The sequence below is a fragment of the Planococcus halocryophilus genome (assembly GCF_001687585.2).
GTDB lineage: Bacteria > Bacillota > Bacilli > Bacillales_A > Planococcaceae > Planococcus > Planococcus halocryophilus.
In genome coordinates this window covers 3,228,470-3,248,382 of record NZ_CP016537.2, presented here as the reverse complement: position 1 = coordinate 3,248,382, position 19,913 = coordinate 3,228,470, and the positions used below count along the sequence as shown (strand labels likewise).

At 39.9% G+C, this 19,913-nt stretch carries 22 protein-coding genes, 1 pseudogene and 1 riboswitch; of the genes and pseudogenes, 20 read left to right on the top strand and 3 right to left on the bottom strand.

Annotated features, from left to right (window positions below):
* Positions 1 to 103: 103 nt before the first annotated feature.
* The 3 genes from BBI08_RS16045 (at position 104) to BBI08_RS16035 (ending at position 2,051) form a co-directional block, all read left to right on the top strand.
* A complete protein-coding gene (locus BBI08_RS16045) occupies positions 104 to 1,003 on the top strand; it encodes a DUF5996 family protein (protein WP_008496214.1) in 900 nt (299 codons plus the stop codon).
* Positions 1,004 to 1,018: 15 nt separating this feature from the next.
* Entirely contained in the window at positions 1,019 to 1,294 is a 276-nt protein-coding gene (locus BBI08_RS16040) for a GNAT family N-acetyltransferase (RefSeq protein ID WP_008496213.1), read from the top strand.
* A 151-nt stretch (positions 1,295 to 1,445) separates the two neighbouring features.
* Positions 1,446 to 2,051: a flavin reductase family protein gene (locus BBI08_RS16035; protein WP_008496212.1), complete on the top strand. Its 606-nt coding sequence runs from the start codon at positions 1,446 to 1,448 to the stop codon at positions 2,049 to 2,051.
* Between the two features lie 138 nt (positions 2,052 to 2,189).
* Here the strand turns inward: BBI08_RS16035 and BBI08_RS16030 are convergent, their stop codons facing one another.
* Complete coding sequence (locus BBI08_RS16030; RefSeq protein WP_008496211.1) at positions 2,190 to 3,542, bottom strand: murein hydrolase activator EnvC family protein; 1,353 nt, start codon at positions 3,540 to 3,542, stop codon at positions 2,190 to 2,192.
* Between the two features lie 373 nt (positions 3,543 to 3,915).
* Positions 3,916 to 4,380, bottom strand: a complete 465-nt coding sequence (locus BBI08_RS16025) for a universal stress protein (protein ID WP_008496210.1) — start codon at positions 4,378 to 4,380, stop codon at positions 3,916 to 3,918.
* A gap of 196 nt (positions 4,381 to 4,576) precedes the next feature.
* Between BBI08_RS16025 and BBI08_RS16020 the strand changes: the two genes are divergently transcribed.
* The 17 genes and pseudogenes from BBI08_RS16020 to pabB all read left to right on the top strand — a co-directional run bounded on the left by BBI08_RS16020 (position 4,577) and on the right by pabB (position 18,714).
* A complete protein-coding gene (locus BBI08_RS16020) occupies positions 4,577 to 5,278 on the top strand; it encodes a Crp/Fnr family transcriptional regulator (RefSeq protein ID WP_008496209.1) in 702 nt (233 codons plus the stop codon).
* Positions 5,279 to 5,428: 150 nt separating this feature from the next.
* Complete coding sequence (locus BBI08_RS16015; protein ID WP_040850306.1) at positions 5,429 to 5,551, top strand: hypothetical protein; 123 nt, start codon at positions 5,429 to 5,431, stop codon at positions 5,549 to 5,551.
* 25 nt (positions 5,552 to 5,576) lie between these two features.
* Positions 5,577 to 6,050: a cytochrome c oxidase subunit II gene (locus BBI08_RS16010; RefSeq protein ID WP_040850304.1), complete on the top strand. Its 474-nt coding sequence runs from the start codon at positions 5,577 to 5,579 to the stop codon at positions 6,048 to 6,050.
* Positions 6,047 to 7,699 carry a b(o/a)3-type cytochrome-c oxidase subunit 1 gene (locus BBI08_RS16005; RefSeq protein WP_040850303.1) on the top strand — a complete coding sequence of 551 codons (1,653 nt, stop codon included), beginning with the start codon at positions 6,047 to 6,049 and terminating at the stop codon, positions 7,697 to 7,699. Before BBI08_RS16010 ends, BBI08_RS16005 begins: the two co-directional genes overlap by 4 nt.
* Positions 7,700 to 7,922: 223 nt before the next feature.
* On the top strand, positions 7,923 to 8,480 hold the full coding sequence (locus tag BBI08_RS16000; RefSeq protein ID WP_040850300.1) for a methyltransferase family protein: 558 nt from the start codon (positions 7,923 to 7,925) through the stop codon (positions 8,478 to 8,480).
* Between the two features lie 143 nt (positions 8,481 to 8,623).
* Complete coding sequence (locus BBI08_RS15995; protein WP_008496207.1) at positions 8,624 to 9,043, top strand: organic hydroperoxide resistance protein; 420 nt, start codon at positions 8,624 to 8,626, stop codon at positions 9,041 to 9,043.
* 23 nt (positions 9,044 to 9,066) lie between these two features.
* Positions 9,067 to 9,504 (top strand): MarR family winged helix-turn-helix transcriptional regulator, encoded by a 438-nt coding sequence (locus BBI08_RS15990; protein ID WP_008496206.1) that lies wholly within the window; start codon positions 9,067 to 9,069, stop codon positions 9,502 to 9,504.
* Between the two features lie 36 nt (positions 9,505 to 9,540).
* Positions 9,541 to 10,020 carry a glutathione peroxidase gene (locus tag BBI08_RS15985; RefSeq protein ID WP_008496205.1) on the top strand — a complete coding sequence of 160 codons (480 nt, stop codon included), beginning with the start codon at positions 9,541 to 9,543 and terminating at the stop codon, positions 10,018 to 10,020.
* 76 nt (positions 10,021 to 10,096) lie between these two features.
* Positions 10,097 to 10,228 (top strand): annotated as a pseudogene (locus tag BBI08_RS15980) (DUF3934 family protein); the annotation flags it as partial.
* Between the two features lie 244 nt (positions 10,229 to 10,472).
* Positions 10,473 to 10,651, top strand: a riboswitch (cobalamin riboswitch).
* 147 nt (positions 10,652 to 10,798) lie between these two features.
* A complete protein-coding gene (locus tag BBI08_RS15975) occupies positions 10,799 to 11,284 on the top strand; it encodes an acyl-CoA thioesterase (RefSeq protein ID WP_008496202.1) in 486 nt (161 codons plus the stop codon).
* Position 11,285: 1 nt separating this feature from the next.
* Complete coding sequence (locus BBI08_RS15970; RefSeq protein WP_008496201.1) at positions 11,286 to 13,571, top strand: ribonucleoside-diphosphate reductase subunit alpha; 2,286 nt, start codon at positions 11,286 to 11,288, stop codon at positions 13,569 to 13,571.
* A gap of 12 nt (positions 13,572 to 13,583) precedes the next feature.
* Positions 13,584 to 14,630 (top strand): ribonucleotide-diphosphate reductase subunit beta, encoded by a 1,047-nt coding sequence (locus tag BBI08_RS15965; RefSeq protein WP_065528334.1) that lies wholly within the window; start codon positions 13,584 to 13,586, stop codon positions 14,628 to 14,630.
* The gene (locus BBI08_RS15960; protein ID WP_008496199.1) at positions 14,611 to 15,054 is read left to right on the top strand and encodes a flavodoxin domain-containing protein; all 444 of its coding nucleotides are present in this window, start codon (positions 14,611 to 14,613) and stop codon (positions 15,052 to 15,054) included. Before BBI08_RS15965 ends, BBI08_RS15960 begins: the two co-directional genes overlap by 20 nt.
* Before the next feature lie 378 nt (positions 15,055 to 15,432).
* A complete protein-coding gene (locus tag BBI08_RS15955; protein WP_008496198.1) occupies positions 15,433 to 15,840 on the top strand; it encodes a DUF1259 domain-containing protein in 408 nt (135 codons plus the stop codon).
* Positions 15,841 to 15,862: 22 nt separating this feature from the next.
* Complete coding sequence (locus BBI08_RS15950; protein ID WP_008496197.1) at positions 15,863 to 16,210, top strand: GNAT family N-acetyltransferase; 348 nt, start codon at positions 15,863 to 15,865, stop codon at positions 16,208 to 16,210.
* Positions 16,211 to 16,370: 160 nt separating this feature from the next.
* On the top strand, positions 16,371 to 16,994 hold the full coding sequence (locus tag BBI08_RS15945; protein ID WP_008496196.1) for an anthranilate synthase component II: 624 nt from the start codon (positions 16,371 to 16,373) through the stop codon (positions 16,992 to 16,994).
* Entirely contained in the window at positions 16,969 to 18,714 is a 1,746-nt protein-coding gene (pabB, locus tag BBI08_RS15940) for an aminodeoxychorismate synthase component I (RefSeq protein ID WP_008496195.1), read from the top strand. The genes BBI08_RS15945 and pabB overlap by 26 nt, the downstream gene beginning before the upstream one ends.
* Positions 18,715 to 18,769: 55 nt before the next feature.
* Here the strand turns inward: pabB and BBI08_RS15935 are convergent, their stop codons facing one another.
* The gene (locus BBI08_RS15935; RefSeq protein ID WP_008496194.1) at positions 18,770 to 19,807 is read right to left on the bottom strand and encodes a PTS sugar transporter subunit IIC; all 1,038 of its coding nucleotides are present in this window, start codon (positions 19,805 to 19,807) and stop codon (positions 18,770 to 18,772) included.
* Between the last annotated feature and the right edge of the window lie 106 nt (positions 19,808 to 19,913).

Here is a 19,913-nt window from a genome sequence, read left to right as displayed (position 1 = left end):
TTTGGGGGTGTTTAGTCGTTAAGTTCTCTACTCTATGTTAGAAAAAGCTTCTCGCGGGTATGTGAATTTAATAAGGACCAAAACATAGGAGGGAGGAGACAATATGAAAGCGAGTATTATCAAGCATTCCGAATGGGCAGATACGAAGTTTACGCTGCATTTAATCTCTCAGATTTTAGGGAAGGTAAAGCTAGCTACAGCTCACAAGGAGCCACAATGGGAGCATATAACACTATCGCTAACTCCAAACGGCTTCACTACGGGTTTGTTATTTGCAGAGGATGATCTTTTGCAACTTGATGTAGATGTCAGAAATAGTTTGATCTCGATAAATGTCAACGGAACAACCGAAGACATCCCGATTGAAACGTCAAAATCGATTAAAGATTATTTTGATGAAATATTTCACAGTTTGCATTCACGAGGGGTCGAGGTAACGATAAATCCAAAACCACAGGAAATGGCATACAAAAAACTATTAAATGAAGACGAGACCCCGTTAACTTTTAATCAGCAAGATGCGGTGAGGGGATTAACCCTTTTCCAGTTCGTACTAAATGAGGAGCTGAAATTTTTGGCCCCTTTACGATGCCGAAAAATAAAACCGGCTCTTTTTTGGGGAACCTTTGACGTTTCAGCCCTCATTGTAAACGGAATTATGGAAGAGTTTCCGGAAGATAAAGTGATTGAAAAAGCTGCATTTGACGAGCATATGATCGAGTATGGATGTTGGCTAGGCGACGAGAAAACCGATACACCTTCTTTCTTTGTATTGCCCTATCCATTTATCAACAAAGATTTAAATTATCCTAGTGTTAAGCCCGCTGAAGCATATTACGAAGCAAGTTTGAGCGAATATTTTTTAGATCTAGAAAGCGTGATGAAATCAGACAACCCAAGTGAAACAGTTCAAGCGTTTTTCCACACGACTTTTGATATCTTACAAAAGGAATTAGAGTGGGAAGGCTCTACTCATTACTTTATACCGCTGAAAATGGATTAGAGGAGGAAATAGAAGATGGAGATTAAAACTGGAGAAAACAAATTTTATATTGGGAATGACTCGGGGGACCCGGATGCAGAGCTTCACTATGAACCAACTGACTCTAAGTTAATAAACATCGCTCACACGTATGTGAGCGAGAACTTACGAGGGCAAGGTGTAGGTGAAATGCTTGTAGAGAAAGTGGTAGACTACGCGAGACAAGAAGACATACAAATTACGGCAAGTTGTCCATTTGCCAAAAAAGAACTTTCAAAGCGTCCGGAATTTGAAGATGTTTTAGCTACTTAATAAAAACAGCTATAAGTAAAAAAATTAAGGTAGCCAAATTTATTTGGCTACCTTAATGAGTTCATATATAGTTGATCAATCTTTCAAAGAAGGAATGTTTGAATAACTTGAAGAAATGTTAAACACTCAAATAGAAAAGAGGTTATTCAGAATGATTCCGATCAATCCGAAACAAAATAGCGAGCGAGATAATTACAAATTATTAATTGGTTCGGTTATTCCACGACCAATTGCTTTTATTACCACTCAATCTGAGTCGGGAGTTGTTAACGGAGCACCATTTAGTTATTTCAACATCGTGTCTTCAAATCCGCCTATGGTATCCGTAGCTATCCAACGGCCGGCTGACAAATTGAAAGACACTGCCCGAAACATTTATGACACAGGTGAATTCGTTGTGCATATCGTGGATGATCAAAATGTTGTGAAAATCAATGAAACATCAGCATCCTTGCCACCATCAGAAAGTGAGGTAGAAAAAGTCAATTTAACGCTCGTTTCAAGCACAGAAATTGGAGTGCCTGGTGTAAAAGAATCCAAAGTGCGTATGGAATGTCGTTTAGTACAAGCCATTCCGTTAGGTGGAGATGGACCTGGTAGTGATTTGTTTATCGGAGAGGTAATCCAGTTTCATGTAGATGAAGATATATACGAAAGTGGCCGCATTGACCCTAGAGGACTAGGTGCAGTTAGTCGCTTAGCAGGCACAAATTATGCGCATATAGGCGAGATTTTTTCAATCGCAAGACCCAAATAATAAACTATTAACCTTTGGAATGGATGGAGAGTAAACATTAAAGGGGCACTTTGCATTTTAGAATTCAAACTACTAGTTAAAAGTTTATGAACTCAAAAAAAAACCGACTTCTCAAATGAGAAGTCGGTTTTTTGTCTATTATCGTACGTAAGGAGAAGGGTTGACTGCGTTTGAACGTGAGCCATTCCAAGGTCCTACGTGAATTTCAAAGTGAAGGTGTGTGCCTGTTGAACGGCCTGTGTTACCCATACCGCCAACTTGTTGGCCTTGTGATACAGATTGACCTACTGATACATTAATTGAACTCATATGAGCGTAAACTGTAGCGTGTGTACGTCCATTAATAGAGTGTGTAAGAATAACAACATTTCCGTATCCGCCCATGTTACCAGCGTATGAAACCATACCGCTAGCTGCAGCAGAAATACGAGTACCAGGTACATTTGCAATATCCATACCAAGGTGTGATTCAGCGCCAACACCGATGTCACGTCCACCGAATCCTGAAGTAAAGCGTCCAGATGCAGGAAGGGTGAATGTTGAACCACCAGTAGCTGGAGCAGGTGATGATGCAACTGCTTGTACAGGTGCTTTAGAAGTAGAAGCAGTTGCTTTAGAAGCAGCAGCTTCTTTCGCTGCTGCCGCTGCCGCTGCTTTACGAGCTGCTGCTTCTTTCGCTAAACGTGCTGCTTCAGCTTTACGAGCAATTTCTGCAAGACGTGCTTGTTCTGATGCAATTTGTTTCTCAAGAGATGCACTAATATCTGCTGTTTCATTGTGTTCCATTTCAAGAGTTGACTTTTCTTTCGCTAAACGAGCTTGTTCAGCTTTTAAATCTTCTTCAAGTTGAGCTTGTTCATTTTTCTTAGCAGCTAGTGAGTTTTTCAAGTCAACTAGTTCAGCTTTAGTAGCTTCTTGTTCAGCAAGCTTAGTTTCAACTTCAGCTTTTTGTTCAGCAAGAAGTTTTTTGTCAGCTGCTTGTTCACGCATAATTTTACGGTCTGCTTCGATTAAGATGTTGACTGCTGAAAAGCGGTCAATAAAGTCAACAAAACTATTTGCACCTAGTAGTACATCTATGTAGTCTACTGATCCACCACTTAATTGAATTGCACGTGCCCGTTCTTTTAATAATTCTTCTCGTTCTGCGATTTTTCTTTCTAATTCTTCAATAGATTTTCTCAATTTATCGATTTCAACTTTTGTTTGATCGATTTCAGCTTGAGCAACGTCAATTTTGTCTTGAGTCTCAACGATTTGGTTATCTAACTCGCTAATTTTTGCGATGATTTTCTCGAGAGTGGTTTGGTTCTGCGAAATTTCGCTTGATTTTTGTTGGATGCCAGCGTTCAATTCGCTTTGCTTTTGTTGAGCCTCTTGCTGTTGTTTTTCTAAATCGCTTAGTTTATCAGCATTTGCGGTAGGCAAAACCATGGTAAAAGCTAGTATAGATGATAAAGCGACTGTTAAAAATTTTGATGATTTATTCAAAACTATTGCTCCCCTTTCGTGTCCGTGACTATCTATAAGTTATCGTAAAATTTATCGTAAAATTCTTTACATTAAAAAGGCTTCTCCCACGAGGTTGGTGACCGTTAGGAAAAATCCAGCAGAATCATTGTAACATCACATAAACCTATTTATTATTACAGTTTCTTATCAATTTCAATGCGTAGATGACAAACTATCAGAAAACAACATTTGTATGCGGTTTTTTTTTAAAAAAAATGATGAATAATTGAATTTTCTGTAAAATTATATGGTTTTATTAACCATTTGAGATGTTTTGTGAGAAATGTATGTAACAGAAATGATTTAGAGAAATAAAAAAAGCCTTCCCAAATTTACTGGGAAAGGCTTTCGGTTATTCGTCTTCTAATACATCTGCTTGTTCTCTACGAACAACAAGTACATCACATTTTGCTGTACGAACAATTCGTTCTGAGACACTTCCCATTACAAATCGTTCAGCAGCATTTAATCCTGTAGCGCCGCAAATGATGACATCGATATTTAGTTTAGGTGCAAGTTCTTTCGGAATGACGATTTTGGGTACGCCGTATTCAATAATGACATTTACATTTTCAACACCAGCCGCGAGTGCTTCCTCTTTATACTTATCTAATAATTCTTGAGACGTTTTTTTGGTGCGATCTGCAATTGTGCGGTCATAAGCTTCAATAGCACCAAATGAACGATTATCGATAATATGTACAAGGTGTAATGTTGCGTTGTTTCGAGTGGCGGCAGCTAAACCTTTCTTAAAAGCGAGTTCTGATTCCTTTGAGCCGTCGACCGCTACGAGAATATTAGAATATTTTAACGTCATTTTGCATTCCTCCTGGTTTCTCTATAACTCTACTAGTAAGAATTCGCCGTCGTACAATAGAGTTCCTTCTTCAAGTTCACTACTATATTTAGTTAACAGTGTCTATTTCGTGAACTTTCGCAATAATCTAGATATTTTTTGTGGTAAAATAGACCAATAAGAACAGTTCGATAGATAGTAGGGAGGTAAATGCGACTTGAAAACCAATATAGGAAATACAGACGCATTAACAGGAATAGAAGAATTAGAGTCTATTCGCCACCAAATAAAAGAACTAAAGAAAGAAAGTTTTTTGTTTCGAGAAGGAGACATTGCTGAAAATGTTTATATTGTTCAATCCGGTAAAATCAGGATTGAAAAAGTAACGCCGAATGGCCGAGAATTGACATTGAAGATTAGCGGACCAGGACAGCTTGTTGGAGAAGTGACAATTTTTTCAGAGGCACCTAAATATATGTTGGCTGCCCGTGCTATTGAAGATACCGTTTATCTTCAAATTTCATTAAAAGATTTGGAAGAGGCGTTGACGTTAAATGGTCGACTTTCTATCGCTTTCATGAAGTGGATGGGAATAGATCAACAAAAAACTCAAACGAAATTTCGAGACCTTCTGCTTCACGGAAAAAAAGGTGCACTGTATTCTACATTGATTCGACTTTCTAATAGTTATGGAGTGAAAACAGAAGGTGGAATCTTAATTGATGTTGTGTTGACCAATCAAGAATTAGCGAATTTTTGTGGAATGACTAGAGAAGTAGTCAACCGGATGTTGAGGGATCTGAAAAAGAACGGAACAGTAAGTATGCATGAAGGGAAGATTTATCTTCACGACTTAAATTATTTAAAGACGGAAACAAATTGCGAAAACTGTCCAATTTATTTGTGTAAAATTGATTAGTAGAAAAGCTTGCCACGAGGCAGGTTTTTTTTTGTCTTAAATTTGTCTATTTAATAAAAACAAAAAGTGATTGTGACAAATGTCACAGTGTGAAACCTATAGATAGCATAGGCTAAAAGTAAAGCCGATAGGAATAAGGAGTGAGAACGAATGAGTCAGAAAAAGTCAGAACCAGAGATTAATTTGAAAGGTACGTTTGTCAGTGTTCTTATAGTAGGACTCATCATTGTGATAATGTGGGTCGCTGTTTATTTATTGTATGTAGCCCGTTAACGTAAAACGAAAGGAGTCGATTAATATGCATCTTCATAAATATGAAAAAATTTGGCTGACATTAGGGATAGCGTCGCTAATCGTATTTTTAAGCGTAGTAGGAGTGAGTGCGTTTTCCCAGAATCACACCCCTGCAGGCGGAATGGAAACTATTGACCCGAAAAAAGTAAATGAAACTGCACCTTTTGATAATCCAGGCGTTACGCAACTAGATGACGATACGTATCAAGCGACGATAGTAGCGATGGCTTTTGGCTACAATGCACCTGAACTAAGAGTTCCGGTAGGCAAAGAAGTTATCTTTAAAGTTACTAGTACCGATGTAGTTCACAGTTTTACCATTGATAACACGAAAGTAAACATGATGGTCGTTCCAGGACGGATTACTACAAAATCTTATACCTTTGAAAAACCCGGGACTTATTTAATTCTTTGTAATGAATATTGTGGGACAGGCCATCATATGATGTATACAGAAATAGAGGTGTATGAAGAATGATAGCGTTACAAGATCGTAAACTCGCTTTATGGAATATTGGCGTCGCATATGTTGCATTTTTAATCGGAACTTTATGTGGATTGCTTCAAGTTTTTATCCGTAATGATGCACTTCAATTACCCGCTTGGTTAGATTATTATCAAATCTTAACGGCTCACGGAGTTTTACTGGCACTTATCTTTACGACATTTTTTATTTTCGGCTTTTTTATTACAGGCATGAGTAAAAGTCTAGGTAGTTTTGGACCAAAAGTTCGTTTGTTTTCATGGATTGGCTTTTGGGTAACCTTACTCGGCACAGTTATGGCAACGGTCATGATCATTTCTGGACAAGCTTCCGTTATGTACACGTTTTATGCACCGTTACAAGCAAGTGGCTTTTTCTACGTAGGACTTGCGTTAGTGATTATTGGAACATGGATTAGTAGTTTCGCGTTAGTGGGCCATTATCACGTCTGGCGTAAAAAACATAAAGGTCAATTAAGTCCATTATTTGCTTTTATGACGATTACAACCATTATCATGTGGATTATTGCATGTCTTGGTGTTGTAGCGACGGTCTTGTTTCAATACATTCCGTGGGCGTTCGGTTGGACGGATACCATTGATGTCGAACTAAGCCGCTCATTGTTCTGGTATTTTGGCCATCCATTAGTTTATTTTTGGCTATTGCCGGCCTATATGGCTTGGTATTTAATCGTGCCCAAGCTCTTAGGTGTAAAAGTATTCAGTGATTCACTTGCACGTCTGTCTTTTGTGCTCTTTATCTTGTTCTCGATTCCAGTTGGATTTCACCATCAACTAACAGAACCAGGTATCTCGAATTTTTGGAAGTTCCTTCAAGTGGTATTGACGTTTATGGTCATCGTTCCTTCATTAATGACGGCGTTCTCCATGTTTGCAACGTTTGAAATTGCGGGGCGCAAAAATGGAGGCAAAGGTCTTTTTGGTTGGTTTACAAAATTACCTTGGAAAGATATTCGCTTTACGTCTATTTTCATCGCAATGGCATTCTTTATCCCTGGTGGAGCTGGTGGAATTATTAATGCGAGTTTCCAGCTGAATGAAGTGGTTCACAATACGTTGTGGATTGTTGGGCATTTCCATATTACCGTGGGAACTCCTGTAGCCATGACGTTTATGGGGATAACATTTTGGCTTATTCCATATTTAACAGGTCGGAAATTCACTAAGTCGATGAAAGTTTTAGGACTTGTCCAAATTATCACGTGGTCAATTGGTATGGTCTTGATGTCAACAGCGCAACATTTGTTAGGGCTTCTTGGCGCACCGAGAAGAACTGCGTACTCTAGCTATAATGACCATCCAGCTGCGTTGGAATGGTTTGATGGCATCTTAACCAATCATGTCACGATGGCAGTTGGGGGTAGCATTTTATTTGTTTCAGCAATGATTCTTATCTATATCGTCGTCATGACCATGTTTTTGTCGCCAAAAGCTGTGGAAACGAAAGATATGGTGGATTTCCCACTTGCTGAAAGCGATATGAGCAATACACCAAAATGGTTAGAAAATTGGTGGATTTGGATTGGTCTCGCTGCAGCCCTTATTGCTCTTGCTTATGCGATTCCAATAACGCATATGATTCAAAACGCACCGCCAGGCTCAGAAGGATTCAAAACGTGGTAGGAGTTGAAGGACAATGTTCACAATGGTTTTGTCATTGATGGTTGTGTTTATCGCGTTTACCGCGATGTTAGTTGAAATATCTTCGATGGAAGATTGAAATAGAGGCAGTCAGAAATTCTTATTACAAGAGTTTTTGACTGCCTTTTGTGTTTTAGAATAGTAGCAATAGGTTCTAGCTTTCTATAGTATAAAAAGAAAGAAATAGGAAGTTGAGGCTTATGCGATGACGATCATGGAATGGGTATTTACAGCAATAAGTGTGTTTTGGCTCAGTGAATTTTTGATTTTTCGTAATCGCGGAGTTGGCCAAGGAGACTCGTTGGAAAAACGTACTTTTGTTGCGATTTTCGGCGTGTTAATCGGAACCATTTTCTTGGCGTACTTTTTACAAGAACTCAAGCCGTTCCAAACGATGGCATTTTTAGGACAAGTAGTGGGCATCATCTTCCTCGCTACAGGAGTGTTGTTGCGTTTTTGGGGAATTTTGCACTTGAAATCACAATTCACACGTTACGTTACAGTTCGAGAAGGAGACGAAATTGTTAGTACCGGCCCTTACCGAAAGCTGCGCCATCCGCTTTATACAGGTCTATTTTTAATCACGCTCGGTATGGCTCTGTTCTTTAGCAGCCTAGTTGCGACAATCGCAGGAGGCATTGCGATGGTATGGGCTTTACTTCAGCGCATCAATTACGAAGAGCGTTTACTGGTTGAAAAATTCGGTCCGGATTATGAACTTTGGATGAAGCAACGTGCGAGACTAATTCCGTTTATTTATTAATAAGATCAAACAAAGAGCTTATATTCTCAGTAATGGGAATAAAAGCTCTTTTAGTTAAACGTATGAGCAGTTCTTTTTACATCGTGTGCGATATAGTTTAATGTATGTCGTGTACGATATAAATGAATGGAGGACTACATACAATGAAAACACTATTTGAAACAACAATGACGAATACAGGTGGTAGAGACGGGGCGGTGTATTCACCGGACAATATTTTTTATATGGACGTAGCAAAACCCCAGGCGCTTGGAGGATCTGCTACAACTGCAACAAATCCAGAACAACTTTTCGCAGCTGGCTATAGTGCATGCTTTAACAGTGCGTTGGAATTGGTGCTAGAAGCTGGTAAAGTGAAAATAGAGAAAAGTGAAGTAACAGCAACGGTTGCGTTAATCGGAGACAAAGCAGCTGGTGGCGTAAAACTCGCCGTTAAACTAGTGGTCGACATAACGGGCATTGATGAAACATTAAAACAAGAATATGTAGAAAAAGCGCATAAAACATGCCCGTATTCAAAAGCTATTGCAGGATCTGTAGATGTAGAAATAACCGTTTTATAATAACCAGTATAGGTGAGATATAGATGGAAAACCCGACAAAACTCGAGCAACAACTCTGTTTTGAAGTGTATAAAGCTTCTAGCAATTTTTCAAAAATGTATGCCAGAGCATTAGAACCGTTCAACTTAACTTTTTCACAATACTTAGTGCTTCTTGTCCTGTGGGATGAGCACGAATTACTGTCGAAAGATATTGGGGAACGATTGGGGCTAGGTACAGGTACATTAAATCCAATCATTAAACGGATGATTGATAATGGTCACTTATCGAAGAAACAATCGGAAAAAGATAAACGGGCATTTGTGATTTCATTGACCGAAAAGGCGAAAAATGATCAATCATCTATTGAACAAGCCGTTTTTGAAAAAGTGGAGAGTTGCAATTTTATGGGCGTTAATGCAATTACGTTGATGGAGAACTTAAAAGAGTTGAATGCAGCGTTCAAAACGATGAATTTGTAAAAGATCACATGAATCATTAAATGAGGAGTGAGTGAAATGACAATTTACGATATTGAAGTATCAAAACCGAACGGAGAAGAATACTCGTTAAGTGAATACAAAGGCAAAGCCATGTTAATCGTAAACACTGCAACGAAATGCGGCCTGCGTGATCAGTTTGACGGCCTTGAAAAATTATACGAAGAATACAAAGAACAAGGGTTGGTCGTATTAGGATTTCCGTCGAATCAGTTTAAGCAAGAAGAAGCTACAGGTGCACAAGCACAAGAAGCTTGCCGCATGACATATGGGGTTACGTTTCCGATGCATGATTTAGTGAAAGTGAATGGTAGCGATGCGCATCCACTTTTCAACTATTTAACGAATAATACAAAAGGTTTTTTAACAAGCGACATCAAATGGAATTTCACGAAATTTTTAGTTGATCAAAATGGCGATATTGTTTCCCGTTTTTCTCCAAAAGATACACCGAAATCGTTCACAAAAGACGTTGAAAAAGTACTAGCTCGTGCGTAACGAGAAGGTTTTTGTTTCACTGGCGGTCGCGATGTGATAAGCTGTACATCATCGTAGCAGTAATGGAGTGATTAAAATGAGCAAAGCAAAAGCGAAAGCAAAGAGCGGTACGGGTCAAGGAACAGGCAAAAAAGGCTGGACTCGCTGGAAGTCTAGTGCCAACAAAGCAAAGAGTTTCAAACCGTATACGAGTAAAAACAATAAAAAAGCGGACGAACCGAAAACAGATAAAGAAAATGCTTCTGTATGGATCGATGCATAGATAAAATGGCGAGGATTGTCCAAAAAGGGCATCCTTTTTTTATTTTAAGATCTTGAAAGACTCGGTAGAAATAATGTGGTTTTTCAGCGAAAACTTTGAAATTTTGAAACAACTTGTTAAACTGGTGAAAGTGGTTTATAGTTTATAAGTACAATATTTAGTGTTTTATAATAAAAAATAACTATATGTAGTAGTAATCGATAACGAAGATGCCTGAAAAGGCTTAATAGGGAATCCGGTAAAATTCCGGAGCTGTACCCGCAACTGTAAGTGCTGACGAGCTGTCACAATCCACTGTCCAATGGACGGGAAGGAGATAGCAGAGGATGACGCACGAGCCAGGAGACCTGTCTTCGTTACAAGTTTATGATCTTCTCCGGGAGTTGAGAGGGATAACGAAGATATTATGCGCAAGCAGCTAGTTTAGGCTGTCTTGATGTACTATTCTGCGTTTTCAAACCCATCCTCCTTGAGAGGATGGGTTTTTTGTTTTGTAGAGATGGAGGAATGGAAGTAATGACAGAAGCATTAGCAGCAGGTGTAGCCAGAACAATTCAAACAAAATTGGTGTTACCACCGGATACCAATCATTTAGGAACGATATTTGGGGGCACGGTACTCGCATACATAGATGAAATCGCGGCGATTACCGCCATGAGACATAGCGGAGAAGCGGTCGTCACCGCTTCAATCGATACCGTGAACTTTTTATCTTCTGCCAAAGTAGGAGACATCTTTATTTTAGAAGGAGTCGTCATTTCGACCGGAAGAACATCGATGGAAGTTTACGTGAAAGCAGAATGCCAACAAATTGAAACGGGCATGACCAATTTAACAACAACAGCAATTTTAACAATGGTTGCGGTGGACAGTAATGGTAAACCAATCCCTGTAAAAGGCGTAATCCCAGAAACGGATGCGGAGAAAAAGTTATTCCGAAGCGCGCAAGAACGTAAACAGCGACGCATGCAATTAAACCAATACTCAAAGGAGTTGTGCTGATATGAATATGAAAATTGAGACGGCGGAAATGTCATCGGTAGAAAAAGCGCTTGAACGGGCAACGGCTGTATATGGCTTAGATACAAGTGAGCTACTTGAGCGTGCAGGCGAACTTGCTGAACAAGCAAAAGGTGAACAATCTTTATTGTACGCGTTAAACCACATCACCATGGATCAACCTGATTGGACCTATGTAGCGGCAGAATTGTATGCAAGTGATTTATACAAGAAAGCTGCCGAACACCGGGGGTATTCAGCTTCTGAAAAATACGGCGATTTCTACAAACTCATTCAAGAGTTGACGCACGTTGGAATTTATTCGAAAGAATTATTGTTTTCTTATTCACAAGAAGAAATCACAGAACTTGGACTAGAAGTCGAACCAGAGCGGGATTTATTGTTTAATTACATCGGCTTGTTTTTGTTAGCAGATCGTTATTTAGCAAAAAATTACGAAGGACGTTTGTTTGAACTGCCGCAAGAGCGTTTTTTGGTCATAGCGATGACATTGATGCAAAACGAACCAAAAGAACGTCGTCTCGAGCTAGTAAAAGAAGCGTATTGGGCAATGAGTCATTTATATATGACCGTGGCCACACCAACTTTATCAAATGCTGGTAAAAGTTTTGGCCAATTGTCATCGTGCTTTATCGATACGGTAGACGATTCTTTAGACGGTATTTACTTAAACAACTGGGACATCGCCCGCCTTAGTAAAGATGGCGGTGGCATTGGCATTTATTACGGCAAAGTACGTGCGTTAGGCTCAGACATAAAAAAATTCAAAGGCAATTCTTCTGGAGTTGTACCATGGATTCGCTTGCTTAACGATACGGCGGTTAGTGTCGATCAGCTAGGTCAGCGTCAAGGCGCTGTCGCGATTTACTTAGACGTTTTCCATAAAGACATCATGAATGGATTTTTGGACTTGAAAACAAACAATGGCGATGAGCGCCGCAAAGCGCATGATATTTTCACAGGCGTATCGATTCCAGATTTGTTTATGAAGCGTCTGCAAGAAAAAGACGAAAACGGTCGCAGCATTGGTGAGTGGCACACGTTCTGCCCGCATCAAGTTAAGCAAGTTATGGGTTGGAAAGACGCAAATGGCAACGCGTTAGGGCTAGAAGACTTTTACGATGAAAGAGACACTAAATACTTTAGCGATAAATACCAAGAAGCCGTCGATCATCCATTATTGCCACGCAAAACGTATCGCGCAATGGAAATCATGGCACGCATCATGGTGTCGCAATTAGAAACCGGCACGCCGTATATGTTTTATCGCGACGAAGTCAATCGTCAGAACCCGAACAAGCATACGAGAGGTCGAGGGCTAACATCGATTTACTGCAGTAATTTGTGTACGGAAATTATGCAAAATATGTCAGTTACAACAATAGTTAACGAATATACCGATGAAGACGGTAATCTTGTTATGATTCGCAAGCCGGGTGACTTTGTGGTTTGTAACTTGTCATCGATCAACTTGCCAAGAGCAGTCAAAGCGGATGTATTGGAGCGTTTAGTGCCAATTCAAACGCGCATGCTAGATAATGTTATTGACCTAAACACGATTTCGGTAGGGCAAGCTGAAGTAACAAATAAAAAATATCGCGCAATTGGTTTAGGAACGTTCGGATGGCATCACCTACTAGCGCTTGAAGGCATCCATTGGGAAAGCGAAAAAGCGGTTGAGTTTGCCGATAAGCTTTACGAAGAAATTGCTTATCAAATAATACGTGCTTCCATGCAATTAGCGGAAGAAAAAGGCGCGTTCAGTCAGTTTTCAGGTTCTGAATGGCACACAGGCGAGTATTTTGAACGTCGCAACTACACGAGTGAGCGTTGGAACGACTTGCAACAACAAGTGGCCACAACCGGTGTTCGAAACGGCTGGATGATGGCCGTTGCGCCGAACTCATCAACTGCGAAAATCGGTGGTTCAACAGATGGCATCGATCCGCTATACGCCGTTGAATACGCTGAAGAGAAAAAGAACTTCAAATTTAAAGTGACTGCACCTGACTTGAATCACAATACGTATGATTTCTACCGTCGTTCGCGGCACGTGCTAGACCAAAAATGGAGTATTCGTCAAAATGCAGCACGTCAACGCCATATTGATCAATCCATCAGTTTTAACTTTTATGTCCCGCACACGATTAAAGCAAAAGAGTTATTAGAGTTGCATTTAGAAGCGTGGAAGCAAAACTTGAAAACGACTTATTATGTTCGTAGTACGTCGCAAGCGGAAATTGAAGAATGCGAAGCGTGCCAAAGCTAAAGGAGAATGATCATGACGATACATGAACCGTTAAAAAAGATTAAATTATTAAATCCAGAACATCCGAATAAATCGACTGGCGTGTTAAACGGCCAGTCTTCGGGCTTATTGAATTGGAACGATATTGCGTATCCGCAAATGTACGATTTGTATCAAGCGCTATTAGCTAACTTCTGGAAAGCGCAAGAAATCAATATGCAAGACGATATTAAGCAATGGGATAGCTTGAGCAGTGTGGAAAAAGACGTCTTTTTACGTATCAATACACAACTCGCTTCACTCGATAGCTTGCAAACGCCGACGATGAGTCAAGCAATGGATTACGTAACCGATTCGAGCTTTAAAGCAATATTTGCGGTAATTTCTCAACAAGAAGCCGTTCATACCGAGTCGTATTCGTATATTTTAAGTTCACTCGTTTCCGTGAGCGAACAAAACGCATGTTTTGATCAAGCAAAAAGCGATCCGGTTGTTCAAAAACGAAATGAGTTAATTTTGGATGCATATGAAGAATTTCGCCAAAATCCAACGCCGCAAAACTTGTTCAAGCTGAGCGTCAATTCCATTAACTTAGAAGGCATTTATTTTTATGCAGGCTTTGCGTTTTTCTACCATTTGGCACGTCAGCAAAAAATGTTGAAAACCAGCACGATGATCAGCTACATTCAACGCGACGAAATGCAGCATGCGTATTTTATCGCGCAGTTTATCCGCATTATGTTGACGGAAAATCCGGAATTGAATACGGACGAAAACATTCAATACATTTATACAACGATTGATAAAGCGGTACAGCTAGAAAAAGAATGGGCGCATTACATCTTAGCTGATATAGAAGGATTGGATTTGGTCGAGTTTGCAGAGTATGTAGAGTACTTAGCCAATAAACGATTGCGTCAACTTGGTCTAGACAATTTATACGAAGAGCGCAGCAACCCAATGCCATGGATACAAGTGTTTGGCGACGATATGATGAACGACACCAAATCTGATTTCTTTGAACAAAAATCAAGAGCGTATACGAAAGTGTCACAAACAAATGGCTTTGACGAGCTATAAGTCAAGAACAGCAATCGTGTATGCCTCAGTTACTGGCAACACGAAACAATTGGCAGAAATGTTGCAAACGGCCATGCTAAACCGGGGAATACAAGTTGAACTTTACCGAATAGAAGAGTTTCCACTCGGTAATCTGTCATGCTTTAATCATGTATTAATTGGCACATATACATGGGGGAGCGGAGAAATTCCAGCAGAAATGCACGAGTTGTATCAAGCGATTGAAAAGCTCGACAACAAAGAGCTGAAAACAGCAGTTTTCGGAACGGGAGATAGTTTTTTTGCAGAATTTTGCGGAGCCGTCGATCGTTTTAAGGACATGTTATATGTTAAAACAAAGCTAATAGCGAGTTTAAAAGTAGAATTGATGCCTCAACCAAAAGATGTTGTGCGTTGTGAGAAATTAGCAGAACTCATTCAATAGAAGATGAAAAATCGCCGAAAGGCGGTTTTTTATTTTGGAAGAAAAGTGTTTGATTTTTAAAAACGGGGTATAAGATAGAAAAGAACGAGAAAGCAGATTCTTACTATTTCCAGCTGCAGAAACCGGTGGAAATCTTTATCGTCTGTAAAAGCTATACATTTATAGTAATTTTGAAAAGATAGTTAAATGAGAAATCGGCGTTTTCGTTTACATCATCTTTTCGATCAGGAATTAAAAGCGCAAAAAAATACAATCCGTTTATGATTTTGGCTGTAAGAAACGCCGAAAAGAGTCTAAGGATTCTTTTCGGTGTTTTTGTGTCCAAGGTTCTTTTAATACACCATATAAAATTATATGGAAAACAGGAGGGTGAACTAGGTGGAAAGATTCGAGCGATTGGCCGAACAAGTTGGCGTGTTGCTGAATGCAGAAGTGGAAGTACAAGGTGGCGAATGTTTAGTCAAAAGAACAAGAGCCATCACTATTTCTTCTCAAAACAAAAATTTCAATTGTGTGCTTGATCATGATATTTTGTTTAAAAATCTTAAAGAAGATGGCACTGCGCTCAATCAGGCAGAAATATTATTACTCCCAGAAGAATTAGCTCTTTTTACAAACGCACTTCAAAAGCATCCAATTTCGTGGCCTATAAACTACCAACAACGTGTGGATATAAACCCGGATATTGTGTGCATTTATTTATCTTCAGAAGAAACACCTGAAGATTTCGCTACCAGACTATCTGCTGCATTTAATGTGATAGAGCAAAATACATTAGTAAAGTAATGACTGAAAGGGGGAGAGTTTAATGCTAACTAGATACAAACGATCGCATGAAAAAGTGGCGATGGGCTTGCTGGCATTCATGCCCGAAGAGCGGAACGTGAAGCAATTGAGAAAAACGATGGAATTATACAATGAACGCCCAGATTGGCAGCTTTTCTTTTGGAAAGCAAACGATTATTATGTGGGCATCATTGGCGTTCATATAGAAGACGATGAATTTTTTACCGTGCAGCACGTTACCGTCATTCCATCGTTTAGAGGAGAAGGAATTGGCCACAAAATGGTAACAAGTGTTGAAAAGTTGATGGAGAACCGCAAAGCAAGACCTTCTGTAGCGACAAAAGCGTTTATGATGAAATGTAGGGTTTAATGAGTGTAAGAAATATCATAAATAACAAGTAGCAGTAAAGCCGGTTGTGGCGATGCACAAACGGCTTTTTTAATGGATAAATTTCCATCTGAGGCGGTCTACAGCGTATAATAAAAACACCTGATTGATTTTATAAAAGCGAAGGTAAGAGGTGTGCACCATGATTGTCATTATCGATAACCAAGATTCATTTACTTATAATCTGGTTCATTATTTTGAGCAACTAGATCCAGCCGTCCGTATATTTCAAAACGATGAATTGATAGAAAAACAATTAGAAGCGTTAAATCCGGATCTAATCGTCCTGTCACCGGGACCGGGTCGCCCTGCAGCAAGTGGGGCAAGCAAGCGCGTATTAACAAACTTAAGTGGATGTATTCCGATACTAGGCGTTTGTCTCGGACATCAGACCATTGTGGAACATTTTGGGGGCACAGTGACAAAAGGCAACCAGCCAATGCACGGCAAAGTTTCTACGCTGACCCATGATGGAAAAGGCCTTTTTAAAGAAATCGCCAATCCAACGCTTGTTACACGATATCATTCGTTAGTGGCTGAAAACACGCTACCCGAATGCTTATTGGTGACGGCTCGTTCTGAAGACGATGCGATTATGGCCGTTCGTCATCGCAATTTGCCAGTTGAAGGCATTCAATTTCACCCGGAATCCATATTAACAGTCGAAGGCTTTCAAATGCTTAAAAATAGTTATGAACAAGCTAAAGAGTGGAAAGAAACAAACAAGGGAGGTGCTGAACGTGTCGAACCCTCACCTAATGTATGAGTTTAGGAATGGTGCTGGAGAAATTGAACCACTGTATTTTAGCGATCCGGTTAACATTTTTCAAACACATGACCTAGTAAACGTAGCTGATATTTTAGAAAAAGTCGAACAAGCAGTAAATGATGGTTTTTACGCAGCAGGCTATGTTTCGTACGAAGCAGCCCCGGCTTTCCGACCGGAAATGCATGTTCAATCGGCAGGTGAAATGCCGCTCCTTTGGTTTGGGATTTTCAAAGAGCCACAAAAAATGCCTTTAGTGTCTCGAAAACACCAAACCTATCATGTGTCAGATTGGGAAATGGCGAGCTCGGTAGAACAATACAAAAACGGCATCCAACAAATCAAAACAGCCATTGAAGAAGGTCATACGTATCAAGTGAATTACACAGAACGCTTGTCTGCAAAATTTATGGGTGACGACTTAGCCTTTTATCACCAATTAGCAAGAAACCAACAAGCAGATTACGGAGCTTACTTGAACTTAGGGCGATTTCGTCTATTGTCAGCATCGCCAGAGCTGTTTTTTAAAGTTCAAGCGGGCAAGTTAATTGCTAAGCCGATGAAAGGCACAGCGCCAAGAGGACGTACGACACAAGAAGACCAAGCACACATAAAAACCTTGTTATCCTCTGAAAAAGAAAGAGCAGAAAACTTAATGATTGTCGATTTGTTACGAAACGACATGAGCCGCTTAGCTAAAAAAGGAAGCGTTAAAGCAGATCCTCTCTTTACAGTCGAGACTTATCCGACAGTTCATCAATTAACTTCAACGGTCACCGCTGATTTAAAGGATTATACTACAGTTTGGGACTGGTTTCATGCTTTGTTTCCATGTGGCTCGATTACCGGGGCACCCAAAATTAGTACGATGAAATACATAGCCGCATTAGAACAAACACCACGAGAAGTTTATTGCGGCGCTATCGGGTTTATCACGCCTGATAAAGAAGCAGTCTTTAACGTACCCATCAGGACCGTTGTGATTGACCAAGAAAAAGGCGTAGCACATTACGGAGTAGGTGGCGGCATCACGTGGGATTCAACGGCTGAAGGAGAATACCGTGAGTTGCAGACAAAAGCAGAAGTGCTTACCGCGAAACGTCCTGTGTTTAAATTACTCGAATCGCTAAAACTAGCAGACGGTAACTATCCATTGTTGAATTACCATGTGGCACGTCTTGAAGATTCTTCGGATTATTTTCATTTCCCGGGAAATACTGAAGAAGTTAAAGCCGAATTGACCAAACTGGCACAACAATATCCGCAAGGAACTTACAAAGTGCGTCTCTTATTAGATCGTAAAGGGCAACTGGAAGTGGAGGCGCAAAAAACAGCTCCGATAGAGGAACCGGTAAAATGTGTCTTAGCTACTTCTCCTGTAGACAGCAAAAATCCGTTCTTGTTTCATAAAACTACCCATCGCGAAGTATATGAACAGGCTAGTGCTGAACTTTCAAAAGAGCAGTTTTCAGTCCTATTATGGAATGAAAAGCAACAAATCACAGAATTCACAATCGGCAATGTGGTAGTCGAAAAAGACGGACGATTTTTCACGCCGCCCGTTGACTGTGGTTTGTTAGCAGGCACTTTTAGGCAGCACCTATTAAATCAACAGCAAATAGAAGAAAAAATCATTTTAAAAGAAGAACTAAAAGAATATGATGCTATTTGGTTTATTAATGGTGTGCGGGGATGGCTCGCTGTGGAGTTAAAAGAATAAGCATTATAAAATCGAAAAGCCTAACCGGAAAAAATTCGGTTAGGCTTTTTTTGTTTTATTCAAAATCTAGTTTGTAATCGATGGCTTTAATAATTTTCAATTTGCGTGTGAAAATGTAGAGCAAGCCCATATTTAAAAGAACTGGAATGACAAGGAAGGTACTCAACATAACGGCAATATTGCGACCGTTCCATCCGCCTTCTGCAAGGTTCATATAATTTAGCGGGCCGACCAAACCAGATAAGCCAAATCCGGCACTATAAGGCGTGCCTTGGATATTCAACATACCTGCTAAAGCACCAAGAACGCCAGCCGTGATCAGCATAGGTGTCGCAATTTGTGGTTTCATCAAGAAATTTTTCATTTGGATTTTTGGAGACCCGAGTACATGAGCAAGGGCAGTTCCTAATGTGTTCGCTTTGTAACTGGAAATCGCAAGACCGATCCCGGCCGCAACAATTCCAAGATTCGCCGCACCAGCGCCGATGCCTGATAGCATAATCACTGTGGCTACACCCACCGTTGATATTGGCAGTAAAATAATAATGCAGAAAATCATGGCGATGAGCGAACCCATCAAAATAGGTTGCAACGCCGTGATATGTGAGACGATAGAACCGATTAAACCAGTTGACTGTCTCATAAATGGCAGCAATAAGTAGCCGACCATTCCGGGAATTAAGATACTTAACGTAGGCATTAACAAAATTTCATATGCTTTTAATTTATTACCGAGAAGCTGAACAAACAATACAGTTAAAGCTGCTGTAATAGTGATGTTAAGAACAATGCCGATGCCATTCAACGTCATAACGCCTTCAGCTGTTTTTTGAACAACACCACTCCCGACCATTGCGGCAATCCCGACACTAGCGGTTTGGATAGAAGATAACTTAAACGAAACACCGACCATGACGCCAATCATCACGGGCAATAGGCTCATTGTAAAGACCGTAATATCAAACAAATGCTGTAGAGAAGGGAAGTAAGGGATTAATAATTTCAAAATCTCTCCTAGCAATGCGTTCGGAATCAATGCCACAACAATGCCGATGCTGACCCCATTTAATAGTTTACCAATAAATTCTTTCATCTCTGCAGCTCCTATCTTAGTTGGGTTAATTAAGTTACTACTATAATGAATATTTCCGATAAAAATCAATGAAAAGTTTATCGGATTAACGCGTTGGTGTGCTAAA

Bases quoted from the DNA above. Each gene is read 5' to 3' on its own strand.
- BBI08_RS15970 (WP_008496201.1), top strand. From the start codon at position 11,286: ATGAATATGAAAATTGAGACGGCGGAAATGTCATCGGTAGAAAAAGCG.
- BBI08_RS16000 (WP_040850300.1), top strand. From the start codon at position 7,923: ATGACGATCATGGAATGGGTATTTACAGCAATAAGTGTGTTTTGGCTC.
- BBI08_RS15935 (WP_008496194.1), bottom strand. From the start codon at position 19,807: ATGAAAGAATTTATTGGTAAACTATTAAATGGGGTCAGCATCGGCATT.
- BBI08_RS15995 (WP_008496207.1), top strand. From the start codon at position 8,624: ATGAAAACACTATTTGAAACAACAATGACGAATACAGGTGGTAGAGAC.
- BBI08_RS16045 (WP_008496214.1), top strand. From the start codon at position 104: ATGAAAGCGAGTATTATCAAGCATTCCGAATGGGCAGATACGAAGTTT.
- BBI08_RS15945 (WP_008496196.1), top strand. From the start codon at position 16,371: ATGATTGTCATTATCGATAACCAAGATTCATTTACTTATAATCTGGTT.
- BBI08_RS15960 (WP_008496199.1), top strand. From the start codon at position 14,611: ATGGCTTTGACGAGCTATAAGTCAAGAACAGCAATCGTGTATGCCTCA.
- BBI08_RS16005 (WP_040850303.1), top strand. From the start codon at position 6,047: ATGATAGCGTTACAAGATCGTAAACTCGCTTTATGGAATATTGGCGTC.
- BBI08_RS16010 (WP_040850304.1), top strand. From the start codon at position 5,577: ATGCATCTTCATAAATATGAAAAAATTTGGCTGACATTAGGGATAGCG.
- BBI08_RS15975 (WP_008496202.1), top strand. From the start codon at position 10,799: ATGACAGAAGCATTAGCAGCAGGTGTAGCCAGAACAATTCAAACAAAA.
- BBI08_RS15990 (WP_008496206.1), top strand. From the start codon at position 9,067: ATGGAAAACCCGACAAAACTCGAGCAACAACTCTGTTTTGAAGTGTAT.
- BBI08_RS16015 (WP_040850306.1), top strand. From the start codon at position 5,429: ATGAGTCAGAAAAAGTCAGAACCAGAGATTAATTTGAAAGGTACGTTT.
- BBI08_RS15985 (WP_008496205.1), top strand. From the start codon at position 9,541: ATGACAATTTACGATATTGAAGTATCAAAACCGAACGGAGAAGAATAC.
- BBI08_RS15950 (WP_008496197.1), top strand. From the start codon at position 15,863: ATGCTAACTAGATACAAACGATCGCATGAAAAAGTGGCGATGGGCTTG.
- BBI08_RS15965 (WP_065528334.1), top strand. From the start codon at position 13,584: ATGACGATACATGAACCGTTAAAAAAGATTAAATTATTAAATCCAGAA.
- BBI08_RS16025 (WP_008496210.1), bottom strand. From the start codon at position 4,380: ATGACGTTAAAATATTCTAATATTCTCGTAGCGGTCGACGGCTCAAAG.
- BBI08_RS16040 (WP_008496213.1), top strand. From the start codon at position 1,019: ATGGAGATTAAAACTGGAGAAAACAAATTTTATATTGGGAATGACTCG.
- BBI08_RS16035 (WP_008496212.1), top strand. From the start codon at position 1,446: ATGATTCCGATCAATCCGAAACAAAATAGCGAGCGAGATAATTACAAA.